Consider the following 17,049-nt stretch of genomic DNA (forward strand, 5'->3'; position numbering starts at 1 on the left):
GCCTTAACCCTCCTGTTGCACCAGATCGATACGTTCATGTTCGTAGGCCGGACGACGCTGACCGCGCTCACGGACGTAGTGCAGATTGTCGTCGGCGACATCGTCGTTAACGAAGTGTTTGAAACGTTTCACCGCCTCGGGATCTTCCACGGTGGTCTTCCACTCGCATTGGTAGGTGTCGATCACTTGCAGCATCTGTGCTTCCAGCTCATCACCAATGCCCAGTGAATCCTCCAGCACCACCTGTTTGAGGTAATCCAGCCCACCTTCCAGGTTCTCCAGCCAGACGCTGGTGCGCTGCAGGCGGTCGGCGGTGCGGATGTAGAACATCAGGAAGCGGTCGATGGTCCTGATCAGTTGTTCGTCGGACAAATCGGAGGCGAGCAGATCCGCGTGACGGGGACGCATGCCGCCATTACCGCAGACGTAAAGGTTCCAGCCCTTGTCGGTGGCGATCACGCCCACATCCTTGCTTTGCGCTTCGGCGCATTCACGGGTGCAGCCGCTCACCGCCATCTTGATCTTGTGCGGACTGCGCAGCCCCTTGTAGCGCTCCTCCACCTGAATGGCGGTGCCCACCGAATCCTTGACGCCGTATCGGCACCACGTGGAGCCGACGCAGGACTTCACCGTGCGCAGGGATTTGCCGTAGGCGTGGCCGGTCTCGAAGCCGGCGTCCACCAGGATCTTCCAGATTTCCGGCAACTGCTCGACGCGGGCGCCGAACAGATCCACCCGCTGCCCACCGGTGATCTTGGTGTACAGATCGTATTTCTTCGCCACTTCGCCCAGCACGATGAGCTTGTCCGGCGTAATTTCACCACCGGGTACACGGGGCACGATGGAGTAAGTGCCGTCACGTTGCATGTTGCCGAGAAAATAATCGTTGGTGTCCTGCAAACCGGCGTGGGGCTTGCTCAGCACATAGTCGTTCCAGCAGGACGCCAGCACCGAAGCGACCAGCGGTTTGCAGATATCACAGCCGTCGCCGCTGCCGTGCTTTTCCAACAGCTCGTCGAAGGTTTTGATTTCCCCCACCCGCACCAGGTGGTAGATCTCCTGGCGGGAATACGGGAAGTGTTCGCACACGTGGTTATTCACCTCCACGCCGCGCTTGGCCAGCTCGCTGTCCAGCACCTGTTTGACCAGGGCCGCGCAGCCGCCGCAGGTGGCGGAGGCCTTGGTGCAGGCTTTCAGGTCACCGACGGTGGTGGCGCCATCATCGATGGCGGCGCACAGCGCGCCCTTGGAAACATTGTTGCAGGAACAAATCTGGGCGCTGTCCGGCAAGGCGTCGGCGCCGAGCATGGGCGCATCGCCGGCGGCCGGCGCGATCAGAGCAGCGGCCTCTCCGGGCAGGTCAATCTGGTTCAGGCACAGTTGCAGCAGGTTGCCATAATCGTTGGCATCGCCCACCAGCACCGCGCCCAACAGTTTCTTGCCACACTCGCTGACCACCACTTTCTTGTACACGCCGGTGCTCTGGTCGAAGAACACCGCGCTGCGGGCGCCCGGCGTCTGGCCATGGGCATCCCCCACCGAGGCCACGTCCACGCCCATCAGTTTCAGCTTGGTGCTCATATCGGCACCCTGGAAGCTGGGCTCGGAATCCGCGCACAAGCGCGCGGCGGCGGTCTCCGCCATTTGATAGCCCGGCGCCACCAGACCGAAGATCCGGCCCTGCCATAACGCCACCTCGCCAATGGCGAAAATGTCCGGGTCGGAGGTGAGACAGTAATCATCAATTACCACCCCGCCCCGTTCACCGAGCTCCAGCCCGCTGGCACGGGCCAGGCTGTCCTCCGGACGAATGCCGGCGGAAAACACGATGATGTCGGTTTCCAGGTGGTGGTCCTCGCCGAAGTCCATGCGATGGCGGTGTTGTTCTCCGTCGACGATGGCCCGGGTGCCGGTGCTGGTGTGGACCGTCACGCCCAGGGTTTCGATTTTGTCCTTCAACAAACCGCCGCCGAGATCGTCCACCTGAACCGCCATCAGACGCGGCGCGAATTCCACCACGTGGGTTTCCAGCCCCAGGTCGTGCAGCGCCTTGGCCGCTTCCAGGCCGAGCAGGCCGCCGCCCACCACGGTGCCGATACGGGCCTGATCCGCGGCGGCGATAATCTCGTCCAGGTCATCAAGGGTGCGGTAAACAAAGCAGTTTGGGCGGTCGTTGCCGTCAATGGGCGGCACGAACGGGTAGGACCCGGTGGCCAGCACCAGCTTGTCGTAATCCAGCCGCTCTCCCGCCTCGGTGATCACTACCCTGGCGTCCCGATCGATCTCGCGCACCCGGGTGGACAGCTTCAGGGTCAGCCCCGGTTGTGCCATGAAGCCATCCGGCACCAGCGACAGGGCATCGGCATCGCGCTCGGTAAAATAACGGGTCAAGCCAACCCGGTCATAGGCCGGCCGGCTCTCCGCGCACAGGATCGTCACGTCGTAGTGATCAAGACCACCACGGTCCGCCAGCGCTTCCAGAAAGCGCTGCCCCACCATACCGTGGCCTACCAGCAACACCTTTTGTTTCGTCATGGGAATGTCCCCTTTCACCGTTTCAGCTTGCCAACTGTTGAACAGGGAGAAAGCAAAGCCCATGCCATGTGCATAACCCCTTGATTTAAAGGGGTTTAAGACTCTGTAGAACGATCAGGGGAAGGGACGCTCGCTTTAGCAGCGGGCAACGGCGCCCCATTTCGAGGCAGATTATGGTGCGCCATCTTGGGACAAAAACGGGCCCGGTTGTGGGGCGGCCCGCTGAAACGCCAGCCCCAAAGTCTGCTTGCTGGCCTGGGAGACATGAAATCGGAGGTCGCTACCAGGCCGCTGTAGGCGCTTGCCCTGCAAGCGAATTCGGCTTCCGGCGCAAAAGATTCGCTTGCAAGGCAAGCGCCCACAGCGGCTTCGTAGTCCGGTCTGGTTGTGTATCAGAAGGAACCGAGGGGGAAACGGGTGCCGTCGCTGTCGATATATAAGTGGGTCACGCCGTCCCGCTCTTCATGGCCGGCCCATTCCACCAGTTGATAAAACATGTTGCGGGAAATCAGCGCTTCCAGATTATCGCGCACGTGCAGATAAGGGGACGGCTCACCGCTGTCCGGATCGTGCTCTATCCGTAATGGATGCCGTTCGCCGGCTACCACGTGAGCCCCCACATTGGTGGTGAACACCAGCTTGTCGACGCCGCCGTCCTTCACCTGCTGTACGTCGGTGGCGACAAAAGGCGCGTCGTCCACCTCGATACGCAACTTTTCCACCGGCGTAATCAGGAAGTAGTCGCCGCCTTCACGCAACAGAATGGTGGAGAACAACCGCACCATGCGTTCCCGCTCAATCGGCGATTCCTGGTAGTACCAGGTGCCGTCACGGGCAATGCGCATACGGCTTTCGCCCTGATGTTCCGGGTGCCACTGATGCACCGGCGGCAGCCCCTGCTCGTCCCGTTCGGCCTTTTCCAGCAAGGCCAACAGGGAATCGGCGGAAGTCATTTTCGGCGTTGTCCTTTATTGCCCATGCGAATACCGATCTCGATCAGGAAGTCGAGGAAATCCTCCTTTTCGTCAATCAGTCCCATATAGAACGGCGACTGCACCAGCGCCACGGCGCCGTGGGCCAGCGCCCAGGCCGCGCAAATGTGATAAATCGGCGGCACGTCTTCCAGAGACCCCTCGCTGATGCGCGCCTTGACGATGCTCTTGAGGCGTTCGAAATTGGCTTCGCGGATGTTGTGCAGTTTCTCCACCAGTTCCGGCACCGCGTGGTCCTTGATCACCTTGTTCTCCAGCCGGTCGAACAGCTGGTAGCGGGCCGGATCGTTGATGCGGAAACGAAAATACTCGCGGGTCAGTTTTTCCTTGTCGTCGTCCTCGGAAATACTGTTGAACACCGCCGCCAGATCCTCTTCGTAACGCAGCATCAGCAGCAGATAGATCTCGTTCTTGGTTTCGAAGTGCTTATAGATGGTGCCTTTGCCAATCCCCACCCGGTCGGCGATCATTTCCACGGTGACACGATCCTCTCCCTGCTCCAGGAACAATTCCAGAGCGGTATCGAGGATTTGTTGCTCTCGTTGCCGGAACTCCTGTGCCTTACGCGTCGCTTTTTCCAGATCAGCCATTCATCCTTACTCCCAAGACCGGTGAATCCCGCGATTCACCACAGTTTATCCCACCCCCGGGCACCGTGCATCACGGGCCAGGTTGACCTGCCACGGCAATCGGTCATGCTGTGAGCCATCTGTTCCGGCGAATTATCGATGCCCCTTTCGGGCAGGATGATACCCGCCCGCCCGGCAATGACAATGGAGTCGATCATCACATGGCCAGCGCTCTGGATCTGTCCGCGGAATTCCCTCTTGAAAACGACGTGCTCTATCTCAATCACGCCGCCGTGGCACCCTGGCCGAAACGCACCCGGGACGCGGTGGTGCGTTTCGCCGAGCAGAACATCACCGTGGGCGCGCGGGACTATCCGCGCTGGCTCGACACCGAGCAGACCCTGCGCGGCCGCCTCGCGGCGCTGATCGGCGGTGTGCCACACGAGGACATCGCCTTGCTCAAGAACACCTCCGAAGGGCTGTCCGTCATCGCCCAGGGGCTGTCCTGGCGGGACGGCGATCAGGTGCTGATCAGCGACCAGGAGTTCCCCTCCAACCGCATTCCCTGGCAGGCCCTGGCCGAACAGGGTGTGGAAGTGATCCAGGTGTCAGTGGACGGGGACAACGCCGAGCAGCGCGTCATCGATGCGCTTGGCCCCCGTGTACGCCTGGTGTCGCTGTCATCGGTGCAATACGCCAGTGGTATTCGCCTGGATCTGGCGCCGATCGGCGCCGCGTGCCGGGAACGGGGCGTGCTGTTCTGCGTGGACGCGATCCAGAGTCTGGGGGCTCACGTCTTCGACGCCGAAAGCATCAATGCGGATTTCGTCGTTGCCGATGGCCACAAATGGATGCTGGGGCCGGAGGGCCTGGCGCTGTTTTACGCCCGGCCGGAAGCCCGCGACCGGCTGCGCCTGCGCCAGTTCGGCTGGCACATGGTGGCCGACAGCAGCGACTTTGATCGCCAGGATTGGCGACCGGCGGACGACGCCCGGCGCTTCGAGTGCGGCAGTCCCAATCTGTTGTGCGCCCATGCGCTCAACGCCTCGCTGTCATTACTGGAAGAGGTGGGCATGGCCTCGGTGGAACAGCGCCTGAGCGATACCGTGACCGGCCTGATCGGCGCCCTCAAGGCGCGCGGCGCGGAACTGCTGACCCCGGAAGCGCCACGCCGCCGCGCCGGTATCGTCACCTTCCGGCTGCCCGGCGAGGCACCGCAATCCACCTTCGAACGTCTGCGTCAGGGCGGCGTGGTCTGCGCCCAGCGCGGCGGCGGCGTGCGCTTCTCGCCCCACTTCCATACTGACCAGTCAGTCATCGACCGTGCCGTGGCGCTGTTGTAGGATAGCGCCCCATGCGAACCCAACGACTCTATCAATGGTTGTGCGAGCGCCTGCAACGTCAGGACGGCAGCAAGGATTGGCCGCAAAGCAGCCTGGACCATCAGCGTGTCCTGCTGCAGCCCTGCGACGTGTTGCTGGTGGACAGCGACAGCGCCCTGGACCGGCGGCTGCGGCGGCTCACCGGCAGCCGATTCTCCCGTGCCCTGTTTTATATCGGCCGCCTGCATGACGTCGCCGACCCGTCCCTGCGCGCCCTGCTGGCCGATTACGTGCCTTGCGAACCGGACACCCAACTGGTGCTGGATGCCAGCCTGGAGAGAGGGTTACGGGTGCGGGAATTGAGCACGCTCAGCGGCCTGCATCTGCGCGTCTGCCGGGCACAGAATCTGTCCACGGACGAGCGTCAGGACGCGCTGCGCTACGCCATCAGCCGGGTCGGCACCGGCAGTACCACCTCCTGGAGCACGCTGATGCTGCTCTGGCTGTTTCCCTGGCGCGCAATGCCAAATGGCTGGCGCCGGCGCCTCGCCAATCGCCTGGCCACCGAGCTGCTGCGTACCCTCAGCGGCAGTCTGGTGGGCGAAGCCTTCGCTTTCATTCAATTCCCGGTTTATCCGCTGGTGAAACGGCCGGAAGACGACGGCTCACGATTGCTGCGGCTGCAGCCGCGCCTGTTCCACGCCGCCGACTTCGATCACTCGCCCTATTTCGACGTGATCAAGGCCCCTTATCTGCTGGATCAGGTCCCCGCCGGATTTCAGGCTATTCCGTGGAAAGGGAACGCCAGCGCCATGGCCTCGGAACAGCGCGCCTCTCATTTGAGTCTGGTGGATAACCCGTAAATCAACAGTATTAGCCACCACCCCAGTCCCAGGGCGCCACCACCACCGCTGCCGCCAGCTTCGGCACGAGGCGTCTCCGCCCGCGCCTGGGATGGCAGGAACGACAATTGGGTATCGCCGGCCGGGAAATCGCCGCTGGAAGAGCCACCATCCAAATAGACCCGGCCCTCGCCCTCTCCTTCGATCACCAGTAACCGACTGGCCTGCGCCCCTTCCGCCAGGTCCCCCAATTGACACCGAACCACAGCGCCACCACTGCACCCCTCGGGCAGGCTCTTCCAGGACCAGCCTTGCGGAATCCGGAACGACAGCCAGGCATCCTGGGCGGGGAAATGGGTGGCGCGATTGATCAACCGGGCTTCCAGGGTGACGGTGTCGCCGTTGAGTCGCTGGGTTCCGGCCATCAGCAGATCCGGCTGATCGCTGAAAATGGCGGTCACCGCATCCCGTTCCAGCCGGTAATAATCGTGGGCGGCGCTGTCCGGCCAGATCCACAACCGGGACTGCACCGTCGCACCCGTGCTGGATTGCACCCGCAAGCGGTAATCGCCGCTGCTGGCCCCGCGCGCCAGCGAAGCATCACCCCGGCACAGGCTGTAACCGTCATGGTCACTGCAGGCCAGCTCATCGGCACTGATCCGCACCCCCTGGTCATGATCGATACGGGCGCCCACTCGGTGCGCCGCATTGACCCGGCTCTGATTCTCCAGCCTCAAAGACAGCGTCAGAGTCTCGCCCGGGGGGCTGTAGTAGCGGCGCCCTCCCAGCGGACGGCTGTGCAGATCCACCAGGTCATCGCCGGAGGTGCTCTCCAGCCACGCCAGGTAATCACTGACCCGGGTGTAGACGCCCGGCACCTCCGGTGTGGCGCACTGGGGCGGGCCATAGCTGGTGATGCCGGCCAGCCAGGAGCGGCCGTCATAGCGATAGACCAGAGGCCCGCCGCTGTCTCCCCGGCAGGTATCGCGCCCCGGCTCACCTTGTCTTTGCAGTTCACCGGCGCACAGCTGCTGATCGGTAAGGTTGGACCAGTGACGCGCGCAGCGCTCCGGGGTGATGTAATCCAGCGCCACCTGATGAAGCATCCGGGGAGCACTTCCGCTCTCAGTGGTACCCCAACCGTAGGCGGTCAGGGCCCGCTCGGCGGCGCCGTCGATCAACGCCTGCATTTCCCGGTTCTTGGCCAGGTCCAGCGCGGCCAGGGCCGATTCTCCCCGTATTTGCAGCAACGCCAGATCGTTGTAGAAAACACCGTAGACGAAGTGCGGATGAACATGCACCGCCCGCACCGGCCAGCGCTCCGCCGGCTCCCCGTCACGGTCCGCGCTGCCCAGAGCCACGAACAGCTGCTCCGGCTTCAATTGACTACCACTCTGGCCACGCACGCAGTGTGCCGCCGTCAGCACCCAACGGGGCGCCACCAGGACCGAGCCACACAGAAACGAGCCCTGTTCCGGATCACCGGAACGGCTCACCTCCAGTTCCGCCATCCAGGACGGCGCCGTTGCTATCGGTTCCCCCCCGATAATCTGTGGCGACATGCTCTGTGCCCGGCCCCCCAAGGGCATCAGGCAAAGCAGCACACAGGAGAAAGCAGCAAAGATACGCAAATTCACACCACACCCACCAAGGCAATTTCGCAAAGAGACAGGACATTAATCCCAGATTAATGAGAAATTCTACCTAGTATTTATTTAAGGATATATCACTGTGACGCGCATCACAAAAAGGCATGTGCAAAAACAATAAAAAGGCGCCATTTCGTGCAGATTAACCACACGATAGGCGCCTATTTAAGTTTTTTATCTACAATTTATAGCACTATAAAAAGTGGCTTACTGGTCGCTGATGCCCTCGTCTCCGTCATCCTCCACCGGAGGCGGCAGATTGCGCCGGGCCTTGGCCCCCAGATCCCGCAACTTATGGGCCTGCCCCAGCAGGTTGCCACGCCCTTCCGTGAGCCGCTTGTAGGACGTTTCCCAGGCCTGTTGCGCCTTGCCGAGCTTGTCTCCCACATCCTCCAGGGATTCGCTGATCAGGGATACCTGATCACAGATACGGCCGGCGCGGTCGGCGATGTCCAGGGCATTACGATTCTGATACTCGTACCGCCAGATGTTCTGAATAGTACGCAGGGTCACCAGCAAGGTGGTGGGACTGACCAGCACGATGTTGCGCTCGTAGGCTTCGGTATAGAGCCCCGGCTCCGCTTCCATGGCGGTCATGAAGGCCCCCTCCACCGGGATAAACAGCAACACGAAATCGAGACTGCGAATCCCGTCCAGACGGCTGTAATCCTTGATGTCCAGCCCCTTGATATGGGCGCGCACGGATTGCAGGTGCTGATCGCGGGCCTGGCGGCGTTCCTCCTCGTCCTCGGCGCTGGTGAAGCGCTCATAGGCCACCAGGGAGACCTTGGCGTCGATCACCACGTCCTTGCCCTCGGGCAGATGGACGATGGCGTCCGGCAGTCGCCGGCCGCCATCCTCGCCACGCAACGCCACCTGGGTGTCGTATTCCCGTCCTTTGGTCAAGCCGGAGCTTTCCAGCACCCGCTCCAGAATCATCTCGCCCCAGTTGCCCTGGGTCTTCACCTGGCCGCGCAGGGCGTCGGTCAGATTCCGGGCGTCCTGATGCATTTGCTGATTGAGACTTTTGAGATGCTGGAGCTGCTCGGTCAGCGCCGCCTGGGCACGGGCATCATCACCGTGGATCTGGTCAACGCGGCGACGGAATTCGGTCAGCTGCTCACGGAACGGCTGCAGCAGAGTATGGATGCCTTCGCGGTTTTTCTCCTCGAACTGACGGCTGCGCTGCTCGAAGATGCGCGCGGCCAGCAATTCGAATTCCTTGCGCAGCTGCTCCCGGCTCTCCTCGGCGAAGCGCAGCTTGTCCTGCTGGCCGGACAAACGCTCCTCCAGACGGGCCTGCTCGGCGCGGGCCACGGACAGCTTCTCCTCCGCCTGGCGCCATTGTTGACCTTGCTGCTCCAAGTGCTGGCGTTGCTCGTCACGCTCCTGCTCCAGTGCCTGGATCCGCAGCGCCAACCGCTCCGCTTCCTGTTCCAACAGGGCACGGCGCCGCCGCATCGGCAGCCAGACCAGCAGCGCGGCGATCACCGCCGCGGCCACGGCGGCGGCCGCCAGCCACCACCCAAACATCGCCGTCATCACGGTACCGCCTTATTGAACAGCTGGAAGAAGTTATTGCGGGTAATGCGGGCCAGCTCCGCCACCGGCAGCCCTTTCAGTTGCGCCACGCACTCCGCCACTTTGGCGACGAAGCGGGGTTCGTTGGGCTTGCCCCGGTAGGGTACCGGCGCCAGCCAGGGAGCGTCGGTCTCGATCAGCAAACGTTCCACCGGCAACGCGGCGACGGTTTCACGCAGCGCTTCCGCGTTGCGGAAAGTGACGATACCGGAAATGGAGATGTAAAAACCCAGCTCGATGGCCTGCTCCGCCATGTCGCGGTCCTCGGTGAAGCAGTGCAGGACGCCCCGCACCCGCCCTTCCCCATGCTCGCGCAGCAGCGCCAGGGTATCGTCCTTGGCGCCGCGGGTGTGTACCACCAGCGGCAGACCGGTGTCGCGGGCGGCGCGGATATGCTCAACGAAACGCTTTTGCTGCCACTCCCGTTGCTCCTTGGCGTAGAAGTAGTCCAGACCGGTTTCGCCGATGCCCACCACCCTGGGATGGTCCGCCAGGCCGATCAGTTCCGCCGCGTCCGGTTCATGCACGTCCTTGTAGAGCGGGTGCACACCGACGGTGGCGAACACCTCCGGCTGGGTTTCAGCCATCTCCCGCACCCGTGGAAAGGTCTCCAGATCGACACCGATGCACAGCATGGTGCCCACGCCGTCGGCGCGGGTGGCGGCCATGAGGGCCTGAAAATCACCTTGGTAGGCGTCCAGATTGAGGCGGTCCAGGTGGCAATGGGAGTCCACCAGATCAAGGGTCTCCGTAGACATGAAACACTCCGTATTGAACTGCGGGCATTCTACATGAAACGGGATCCCGGGTGCCGGACGACAGGCGCTACATCGTATGCGTGGGCCGGTCCGATTGCAGCGAGCCGGCGAGGTGATTTTCTATGGTGCGCCGGGCGGTATCGTCCTGGTCGGAGAACTGCACGCCAATGCCGGCACTGCGGTTGCCCTGGGCGCCTCGTGGCGTGATCCAGACCACCCGGCCGGCAACCGGTATTTTCTCCGGCTCATCCATGATGCTGAGCAGGAGAAAGATCTCCTCCCCCAGTTGATAGGCTTTCTCGGTCGGCACGAACAAACCGCCGTTGCCGATAAACGGCATGTAAGCGGCGTACAGCGCCGCCTTGTCCTTGATACTCAGTGAAAGAATGCCACTACGGCCCCCCGGCATCTTCATGCCACCCCCCTGTCGCGGTACTGCTTGTGATTGTTGTGCATGCCAATTCCGTGGGCGATTACTGCAAGGCGGCGTCCACGCCCACCAGCACCAGCATCCATTGCTCCATGAGCAATTCCTTGTTCGGGTTGGCGCCGGCCAGGATCTGCCGGCGGCCTTCCTGAATCCGTTGGGTGGCGCGCATCAACCGCGCCACCGGAACGGTATCGGCCAGCTGCCGCAGCAGCGGCTCCAGTTGCGCATCGCCTTCGCCGGCGGGTATGGCCGCGCCCCCAAGCGCCGCCAACCGCGTCGCCCGGGCCAACCAACCATACAATATCCGCGCCATGGTGTCCGGCTCGAACGCCGCCAGGGCCTGCGCCCCCTGGGCCGGAGACAGACGCCCCTGGGCCACTCGCAATACCTGCTCGGCGAGACGACGGCGATCACTGAACCAGTCCGCGTCCTGCAGCACCAGCGCTTTCAAAGGCGCGCCCTGGGCCGCGTCCAGTAATGCCGGTGCCACCTCCCCGACCTGTGGCGTCAACCAGGAGAGCGCCTGATCGGCGGCGGGCACCGGCAACAACCGTTGCTGGCAACGGCTGCGCACGGTGGGCAGCAGCAGGCTGGGCTGATGGCTGACCAGAATCAGGGTCATGCCCGGTCCCGGCTCTTCCAGAGTCTTGAGCAGCGCGTTCTGCGCACTGCGGTTGAGCGCTTCCGCCGGGGACAACAGCGCCAGCCGCCCGCCGCCGAACTGGGCGGTGCGGGAGCAGAACTCCACCAGGCGCCGCACCTGATCGATCTTGATCGCGCGGCTGCCTCCTTCCGGTGTCAGCACGTGCATGTCCGGGTGGGTACCGGCGGTACTCAGATGGCACGCCTCGCACTGGCCACAGGCCACGCCGGCGCTGGGTTGCCGGCACAACAGCGTCTGCATCAACGACTGCGCCAGCCGGTATTTGCCGATGCCTTCGGGACCGGCCAGCAACAGGGCATGGGGTAAACGCTCACGCTGGTGCTGATCCAGCAGCCGCGCCATCTCCTCCTGATGCCAGGGACAGGGTACCTGTACCGGCGCTTTGCTCATGCCTCCTCCGTAATCGCGTCCACCCAGGCGCCCAGGCGCTGGCGCACCTGCTCCAGCGGCCGGGTGGCGTCCACCTGCACGAATCGGCCGGGTTCATTGCGGGCCCGCTGCAAATAGCAGTCACGCACCCGCTGGAAAAAGTCACGGCTCTCCTGCTCGATGCGATCCAGCTCTCCCCGTTTGCCGGCGCGGGCCAGCCCCACTTCCACCGGCACGTCGAACAGCAGGGTGTAATCCGGCGCCACCCCGGCCAGCACCAGCCGTTCAAGGATGGCAATGGCATCGTGGTCCAGGCCACGCCCGGCGCCCTGGTAAGCCCAGGTGGCGTCCATGAAACGATCGCACAACACCCATTCGCCACGGGCCAGGGCGGGCCGGATCAGAGCGTCCAGGTGCTGGGCACGGGCGGCGAACACCAACAGCAATTCGGTGGTATCGGCCATCGGCTCCTCGCTGGGCGCCAGCAGCACCTGACGGATGCGCTCCGCCAGTTCGGTGCCGCCGGGCTCCCGGGTGACACGCACCGTCTTGCCGCGCTGACGCAGGCGTTCAGCCACCCATTCCAGGTTGACGCTTTTGCCGGCGCCCTCACCGCCCTCAAGCGTGATGAAGCGGCCGCTCACGGTGCCGCTCCCGGGCTTGAGCGGTAATCATCACGCCGGTTGAGCTGGTATTGGCGTACCGCGCGCCGGTGCTCCGCCAGCGTATTGGAGAAGGTGTGGCTGCCGTCGCCACGGGCGACGAAGTACAACGCCTTGGTCTGTTGCGGATGCACGGCGGCGAAAATGGCATCGCGGCCAGGCATGGCGATGGGCGTCGGCGGCAATCCGGTGATCACATAGGTGTTGTAAGGGGTGGGTTCACGCAAATCAGCCCGGCCAATGCGGCCGGCGTAGCGCTCGCCCATGCCATAGATCACGGTGGGGTCGGTTTGCAGCCGCATTCCCAGGCGCAAACGATTGACGAACACACCGGCGATCTGGCCGCGTTCCTTGGCTACACCGGTTTCCCGTTCCACGATAGAGGCCATGATCAATGCCTGGTAAGGGTCGTCATAGGGCAGCTTATCATCACGGCCGAGCCAGGCTTCGTCCAGTATCTTGCGTTGACGCTCCAGGGCCCGGCGCAGCAATTCCATGTCGCTGGTACCGGCGGTGTAGAAATAGGTGTCCGGGGCGAACCAGCCTTCGGGATGGGTATCCGGCATCCCCAGCCGTGCCATCACGTCCTGGTCGTCCACGCCGTCCAGCGTGACGGTGAGCCCTTCCAGCTCGGACAAACGGGCGCGAAACTGGCGAAAGGTCCAGCCCTCCACCAGGGTGACACTGCGCTGCATCACCTCCCCCCGGTCGATACGCTCCAGCAGCGTCAACAGAGAGTCCCCAGGGAACAATTGATATTCCCCCACATGCATGCGCCCTTCGACACCGGTGAAACGGCTGTAAAGACGTCCCGCCACCCGCCGCAGCGTGGACTCCGGCTCACCGCCCAGCAGACCTTCCCCTTGCAGCCTGCTCATCAGATGGCTGAAACCGGTGCCGGCCGGCACCTGCACCAGGCGGGCCTCGGTCACCGGCAAGGGTCGATGCAAATAGCCACTTACCCAAAAGCCCGCCAGCGGAATCGCCACGATGACGAACACCAGTAGCAGAGCAAAAACTCGTATTTTTCGACGCATGGATTGAATTTCAATGCCTGTATTGACGATCCCTGGCCACGGAGAGGGATCGGGGTTATGCGCGCGCTCAGTCGTTGAACTGCGCCCGCCAGAGCTGTTGCCACCGTAGAACATGGGGGTTCATCGGCCACACCCACTGCGCCAGTTTACGCACCGGCAACAGGCCGACAATACTGTTGGTAAGAAAAATGCCATCCGCCCGGCGCAGATGTGACAGGGGCCTCGCCCTCACCTCAACCGACCAGCCCTGATCGCGGGCGACGTCGAGCAGCCAGTCGCGTGCCACACCGGCGACTCCGGCGCGCTCCAGGGAGGGCGTCCACAGCAGGTTGCCGAACACGGCGAACAGATTCATCGAAGTGGCTTCCAGCGGACACCGGTGACGGTCCAGCAACAGTCCCTCGCGCCAGCCATGGCGGCCGGCCTCGGCGCGCGCCGCCACTTGTGGCAAGCGGTTGAGATGCTTGAGTCCGGCAAAAGGATCGTCCGGCAGCACGGTATCGCAGAGACCGATTTCGACCCCGTGCCGGAGATGATCGCGCGGTTCCTCCGTCAGCGGGAACCATTGGCCAAACAGGGTGGGTTCAGGCGTCTCCGGCGGCAAATAACCACGGCCGCCGCTGCCACGGGTCAACACCAGTTTGACCACGCCGGCCTCCGCGTCGTGATCACGCAGTTGCGCCGCCAGAGTCCGTTCCAGACTTTCCGCCGCCAGCGGAATCGCCAGCCGGCGGGCGCCGGCCAGCATTCTCGCCCGGTGCCGGGGCCATAATGGCACCCGGCCGTCCGCGCCAACCCTCAGGGTTTCGAACAGACCATCCCCGTAGGCCAGACCACGGTCACTGCGGGACAGCATGACGCTCCGCTCAAACGCGGCGGAACAGCAGGGTGGCGTTGGTGCCGCCGAAACCGAAGGAGTTGGACAAGGTCACGTCCATCTGGCGATCCTGGGCCTGATTGGGCACCAGGTTCAGGTCGCAGCCCTCATCCGCGTCGTCCAGGTTGATGGTCGGCGGAGCCACCTTGTCACGCATGGCCAGCAGACAAATGATCGCTTCCACGGCACCGGCGGCGCCCAGAAGGTGACCGATCATGGACTTGGTGGAGCTCACCGCCAGCTTGTCGGCGTGCTCGCCAAACGCCTGCTTCACCGCGTTCAGTTCGGCCAGGTCGCCCAGTTTGGTGGAGGTGGCATGGGCATTGATGTAATCCACTTCACCGGCGTCCATCCCCGCGTCACGCAGGGCGTTACGCATGGACAACGCGGCGCCGGCGCCGTTCTCGGAAGGCGCGGTCATGTGGTAGGCGTCATCGCTCATACCGTAGCCGACCAGTTCGGCGTAAATAGTGGCACCCCGGGCCTTGGCCCGTTCGTATTCTTCCAGCACCACGGCACCGGCGCCGTCGCCAAGCACGAAGCCGTCACGCTCGCGGTCCCAGGGCCGGCTGGCCGCCTGGGGATCGTCGTTGCGGGAAGACAGCGCCCGCGCCGCGGCAAAACCGCCCATGCCCAGCGGCGTGGAGCCTTTTTCCGCGCCGCCGGCGATCATCACGTCGGCGAGACCCAACTGAATCTGCTGGGCGGCGAAACCGATGTTATGGGTGCCGGTGGTGCAGGCGGATACGGTGGCGAAGTTCGGGCCCTTGAAGCCGTACATGATGGCCAGGTTGCCGGCGATCATATTGATGATGGTGCTGGGCACGAAAAACGGGGACAGCTTGCGCGGCCCGGAATCCAGTAACTTGCGGTGGTTCTCCTCGATATTGGTGAGGCCGCCGATACCGGAACCGATGGCGGCGCCGATGCGCTCGCCGTCTTCCTTGTCCATATCCAGGCCGGCATCGCCAATGGCCTGGATCGCCGCCACCATGCCGTACTGGACGAACAGGTCCATTTTCCGGCCTTCCTTGGCGGACAGGTAGTCACCCAGTTCAAAATCCGGTACCAGGCCGGCGAATTTGGTGGAGAAATCCGAGGTGTCGAAGTGCTCAATCGGGCGAATGCCGCTACGGCCCGCCTTGATGCCCTCCCAGGTACTGTTCACATCGGCGCCCAGGGGCGTGAGCATACCCAGACCGGTTACCACTACTCGACGTCGTGTCACCTGTATTCCTCCCAAAATGACGATTCCGGGGCCGGACCAATCAGCGCCGGCGCCCTCGGATTATAACGTACCGATTCGCTGCCAGGGCAGCTCCCACAGCAGCTCCGTAGCGCTCTCCGTGGGAAGCGAGCCTGCTCGCGAATACAGCGCGACTGCATATCTCCAACGCTAACAGACGCAATGTGAGCACCATGGACGGTGATCACCATGGAGGGTGATCACAAAAAAACCGCAAGCCCGTACAGAGCCTGCGGTTTTCCTTAGCGCAGCGTTACGACCGAAATCAGCTGTGGGCTTTGATGTAGTCCACGGCTGCTTGTACGGTGCTGATCTTCTCAGCTTCTTCGTCGGGGATTTCGGTCTCGAATTCTTCCTCGAGGGCCATTACCAGTTCAACGGTGTCCAGGGAATCGGCGCCCAGGTCTTCCACGAAGGAAGATTCGGATTTCACGTCTTCCGGCTTAACGCCCAATTGCTCGACAATGATCTTCTGGACCCGTTCTTCGATGCTGCTCATGATCCTATTACTCTCCTATTAATGGTGTGCAAGCACCTATGAGCGGCTATTCTAGGTGAACGCGATTTGCGCTTGCAAGCCGCCGCCGGTGCCCGTTTTCACGGATACGTTTCCAAATATGTTGAACCCCACCCACCGTGGAGACGATAAATGCCATCTCGACGGGGGCCACCCTGAAGCAGCGGCCCGGGCGAATCCATTGCATAAACCAGCCCCGAAAGGCCGGCGCATTCCAACCGGAACCGGCAGCTTAGCGGTTTCCGGAGGATTTGTCCCTACCCGGTGAACATGCCACCGTTAACATGGACCGTGGTACCCGTTACATAGCCACCACCGTCACCGGCCAGCCACGCCACCGCGCTGGCCACTTCATCGGGACTGCCGAGGCGGCCCAGGGGGATCTCCCGCAGCAGCGCATCGCGCTGGGCCTCGGGCAGAACATCGGTCATGTCGGTCTGGATAAAGCCCGGCGCCACCGAATTCACCGTGATGTTACGCGAGCCCAGCTCGCGGGCAAGAGCCCGGGTAAAGCCCTCCACGCCGCCTTTGGCCGCGGCATAGTTGGCCTGGCCGGCGTTGCCCATGGTTCCCACCACGGAACTGATATTGATCACCCGGCCCCAGCGGGCCTTGGTCATGCCCTTGATGCAAGCCTTGGTGACCCGGTACAGCGAATTGAGGTTGGTGTTGATCACATCCATCCATTCGTCGCTCTTCATCCGCAACATGAGGTTGTCACGGGTGATGCCGGCGTTGTTTACCAGCACCAGCGGCGCGCCGTGCTTTTCCACGATGGCCTTGATCGCCGTCTCCACCGAAGCGTCATCGGACACATTCAGCACCGCGCCGTCACCGTTCTCTGCGAGGGTGTCGGCAATGGCCTTGGCGCCATTCTCACTGGTGGCGGTACCGACCACGAAGAAACCGGCGTCCACCAGATTCCTGGCGATGGCTTTGCCGATGCCGCGGCTGGCACCGGTGACCAGGGCCACTTTACGTTCGTCGCTCATGGGGCGT

General features: G+C 63.0%; 16 protein-coding genes. 2 read left to right on the forward strand and 14 right to left on the reverse strand.

What is annotated here, in order from left to right; translation table 11 throughout:
- Positions 1–3: 3 nt before the first annotated feature.
- The 3 genes from nirB to B5T_RS13430 all read right to left on the reverse strand — a co-directional run bounded on the left by nirB (position 4) and on the right by B5T_RS13430 (position 4,117).
- Complete coding sequence (nirB, locus tag B5T_RS13420; protein ID WP_041717576.1) at positions 4–2,535, reverse strand: nitrite reductase large subunit NirB; 2,532 nt, start codon at positions 2,533–2,535, stop codon at positions 4–6.
- A gap of 392 nt (positions 2,536–2,927) precedes the next feature.
- Positions 2,928–3,488, reverse strand: coding sequence for a DUF1285 domain-containing protein (locus B5T_RS13425; protein ID WP_014995052.1), 561 nt, complete (start codon positions 3,486–3,488; stop codon positions 2,928–2,930).
- Positions 3,485–4,117 (reverse strand): TetR/AcrR family transcriptional regulator, encoded by a 633-nt coding sequence (locus tag B5T_RS13430; protein WP_014995053.1) that lies wholly within the window; start codon positions 4,115–4,117, stop codon positions 3,485–3,487. Before B5T_RS13430 ends, B5T_RS13425 begins: the two co-directional genes overlap by 4 nt.
- A gap of 200 nt (positions 4,118–4,317) precedes the next feature.
- Here B5T_RS13430 and B5T_RS13435 point away from each other — a divergent pair, with 200 nt between their 5' ends.
- Both B5T_RS13435 and B5T_RS13440 read left to right on the forward strand, forming a co-directional pair.
- Complete coding sequence (locus B5T_RS13435) at positions 4,318–5,439, forward strand: aminotransferase class V-fold PLP-dependent enzyme (protein ID WP_014995054.1); 1,122 nt, start codon at positions 4,318–4,320, stop codon at positions 5,437–5,439.
- 11 nt (positions 5,440–5,450) lie between these two features.
- Complete coding sequence (locus tag B5T_RS13440; protein ID WP_014995055.1) at positions 5,451–6,281, forward strand: hypothetical protein; 831 nt, start codon at positions 5,451–5,453, stop codon at positions 6,279–6,281.
- Here the strand turns inward: B5T_RS13440 and B5T_RS13445 are convergent.
- The 11 genes from B5T_RS13445 to fabG all read right to left on the reverse strand — a co-directional run bounded on the left by B5T_RS13445 (position 6,254) and on the right by fabG (position 17,042).
- Positions 6,254–7,822, reverse strand: coding sequence for a S1 family peptidase (locus B5T_RS13445; RefSeq protein ID WP_167321217.1), 1,569 nt, complete (start codon positions 7,820–7,822; stop codon positions 6,254–6,256). The genes B5T_RS13440 and B5T_RS13445 overlap by 28 nt on opposite strands.
- A 294-nt stretch (positions 7,823–8,116) precedes the next feature.
- Complete coding sequence (gene rmuC / locus B5T_RS13450) at positions 8,117–9,451, reverse strand: DNA recombination protein RmuC (protein WP_014995057.1); 1,335 nt, start codon at positions 9,449–9,451, stop codon at positions 8,117–8,119.
- Positions 9,451–10,248, reverse strand: a complete 798-nt coding sequence (locus tag B5T_RS13455; RefSeq protein ID WP_014995058.1) for a TatD family hydrolase — start codon at positions 10,246–10,248, stop codon at positions 9,451–9,453. The genes rmuC and B5T_RS13455 overlap by 1 nt, the downstream gene beginning before the upstream one ends.
- Before the next feature lie 67 nt (positions 10,249–10,315).
- On the reverse strand, positions 10,316–10,663 hold the full coding sequence (locus B5T_RS13460; protein ID WP_014995059.1) for a PilZ domain-containing protein: 348 nt from the start codon (positions 10,661–10,663) through the stop codon (positions 10,316–10,318).
- A gap of 58 nt (positions 10,664–10,721) precedes the next feature.
- Positions 10,722–11,732, reverse strand: a complete 1,011-nt coding sequence (locus B5T_RS13465; protein ID WP_014995060.1) for a DNA polymerase III subunit delta' — start codon at positions 11,730–11,732, stop codon at positions 10,722–10,724.
- Positions 11,729–12,355 (reverse strand): dTMP kinase, encoded by a 627-nt coding sequence (gene tmk, locus B5T_RS13470; RefSeq protein ID WP_014995061.1) that lies wholly within the window; start codon positions 12,353–12,355, stop codon positions 11,729–11,731. The genes B5T_RS13465 and tmk overlap by 4 nt, the downstream gene beginning before the upstream one ends.
- Positions 12,352–13,410 carry an endolytic transglycosylase MltG gene (gene mltG / locus B5T_RS13475; RefSeq protein ID WP_014995062.1) on the reverse strand — a complete coding sequence of 353 codons (1,059 nt, stop codon included), beginning with the start codon at positions 13,408–13,410 and terminating at the stop codon, positions 12,352–12,354. Before mltG ends, tmk begins: the two co-directional genes overlap by 4 nt.
- A 67-nt stretch (positions 13,411–13,477) precedes the next feature.
- The gene (pabC, locus tag B5T_RS13480) at positions 13,478–14,266 is read right to left on the reverse strand and encodes an aminodeoxychorismate lyase (protein ID WP_014995063.1); all 789 of its coding nucleotides are present in this window, start codon (positions 14,264–14,266) and stop codon (positions 13,478–13,480) included.
- Positions 14,267–14,276: 10 nt separating this feature from the next.
- A complete protein-coding gene (gene fabF, locus B5T_RS13485; protein WP_014995064.1) occupies positions 14,277–15,515 on the reverse strand; it encodes a beta-ketoacyl-ACP synthase II in 1,239 nt (412 codons plus the stop codon).
- Positions 15,516–15,798: 283 nt separating this feature from the next.
- On the reverse strand, positions 15,799–16,032 hold the full coding sequence (gene acpP, locus B5T_RS13490; RefSeq protein WP_014995065.1) for an acyl carrier protein: 234 nt from the start codon (positions 16,030–16,032) through the stop codon (positions 15,799–15,801).
- Between the two features lie 275 nt (positions 16,033–16,307).
- Positions 16,308–17,042 (reverse strand): 3-oxoacyl-ACP reductase FabG, encoded by a 735-nt coding sequence (gene fabG, locus B5T_RS13495; RefSeq protein WP_014995066.1) that lies wholly within the window; start codon positions 17,040–17,042, stop codon positions 16,308–16,310.
- Between the last annotated feature and the right edge of the window lie 7 nt (positions 17,043–17,049).

Origin of the sequence: Alloalcanivorax dieselolei B5, from assembly GCF_000300005.1 — a bacterium.
Classification (GTDB): domain Bacteria; phylum Pseudomonadota; class Gammaproteobacteria; order Pseudomonadales; family Alcanivoracaceae; genus Alloalcanivorax; species Alloalcanivorax dieselolei.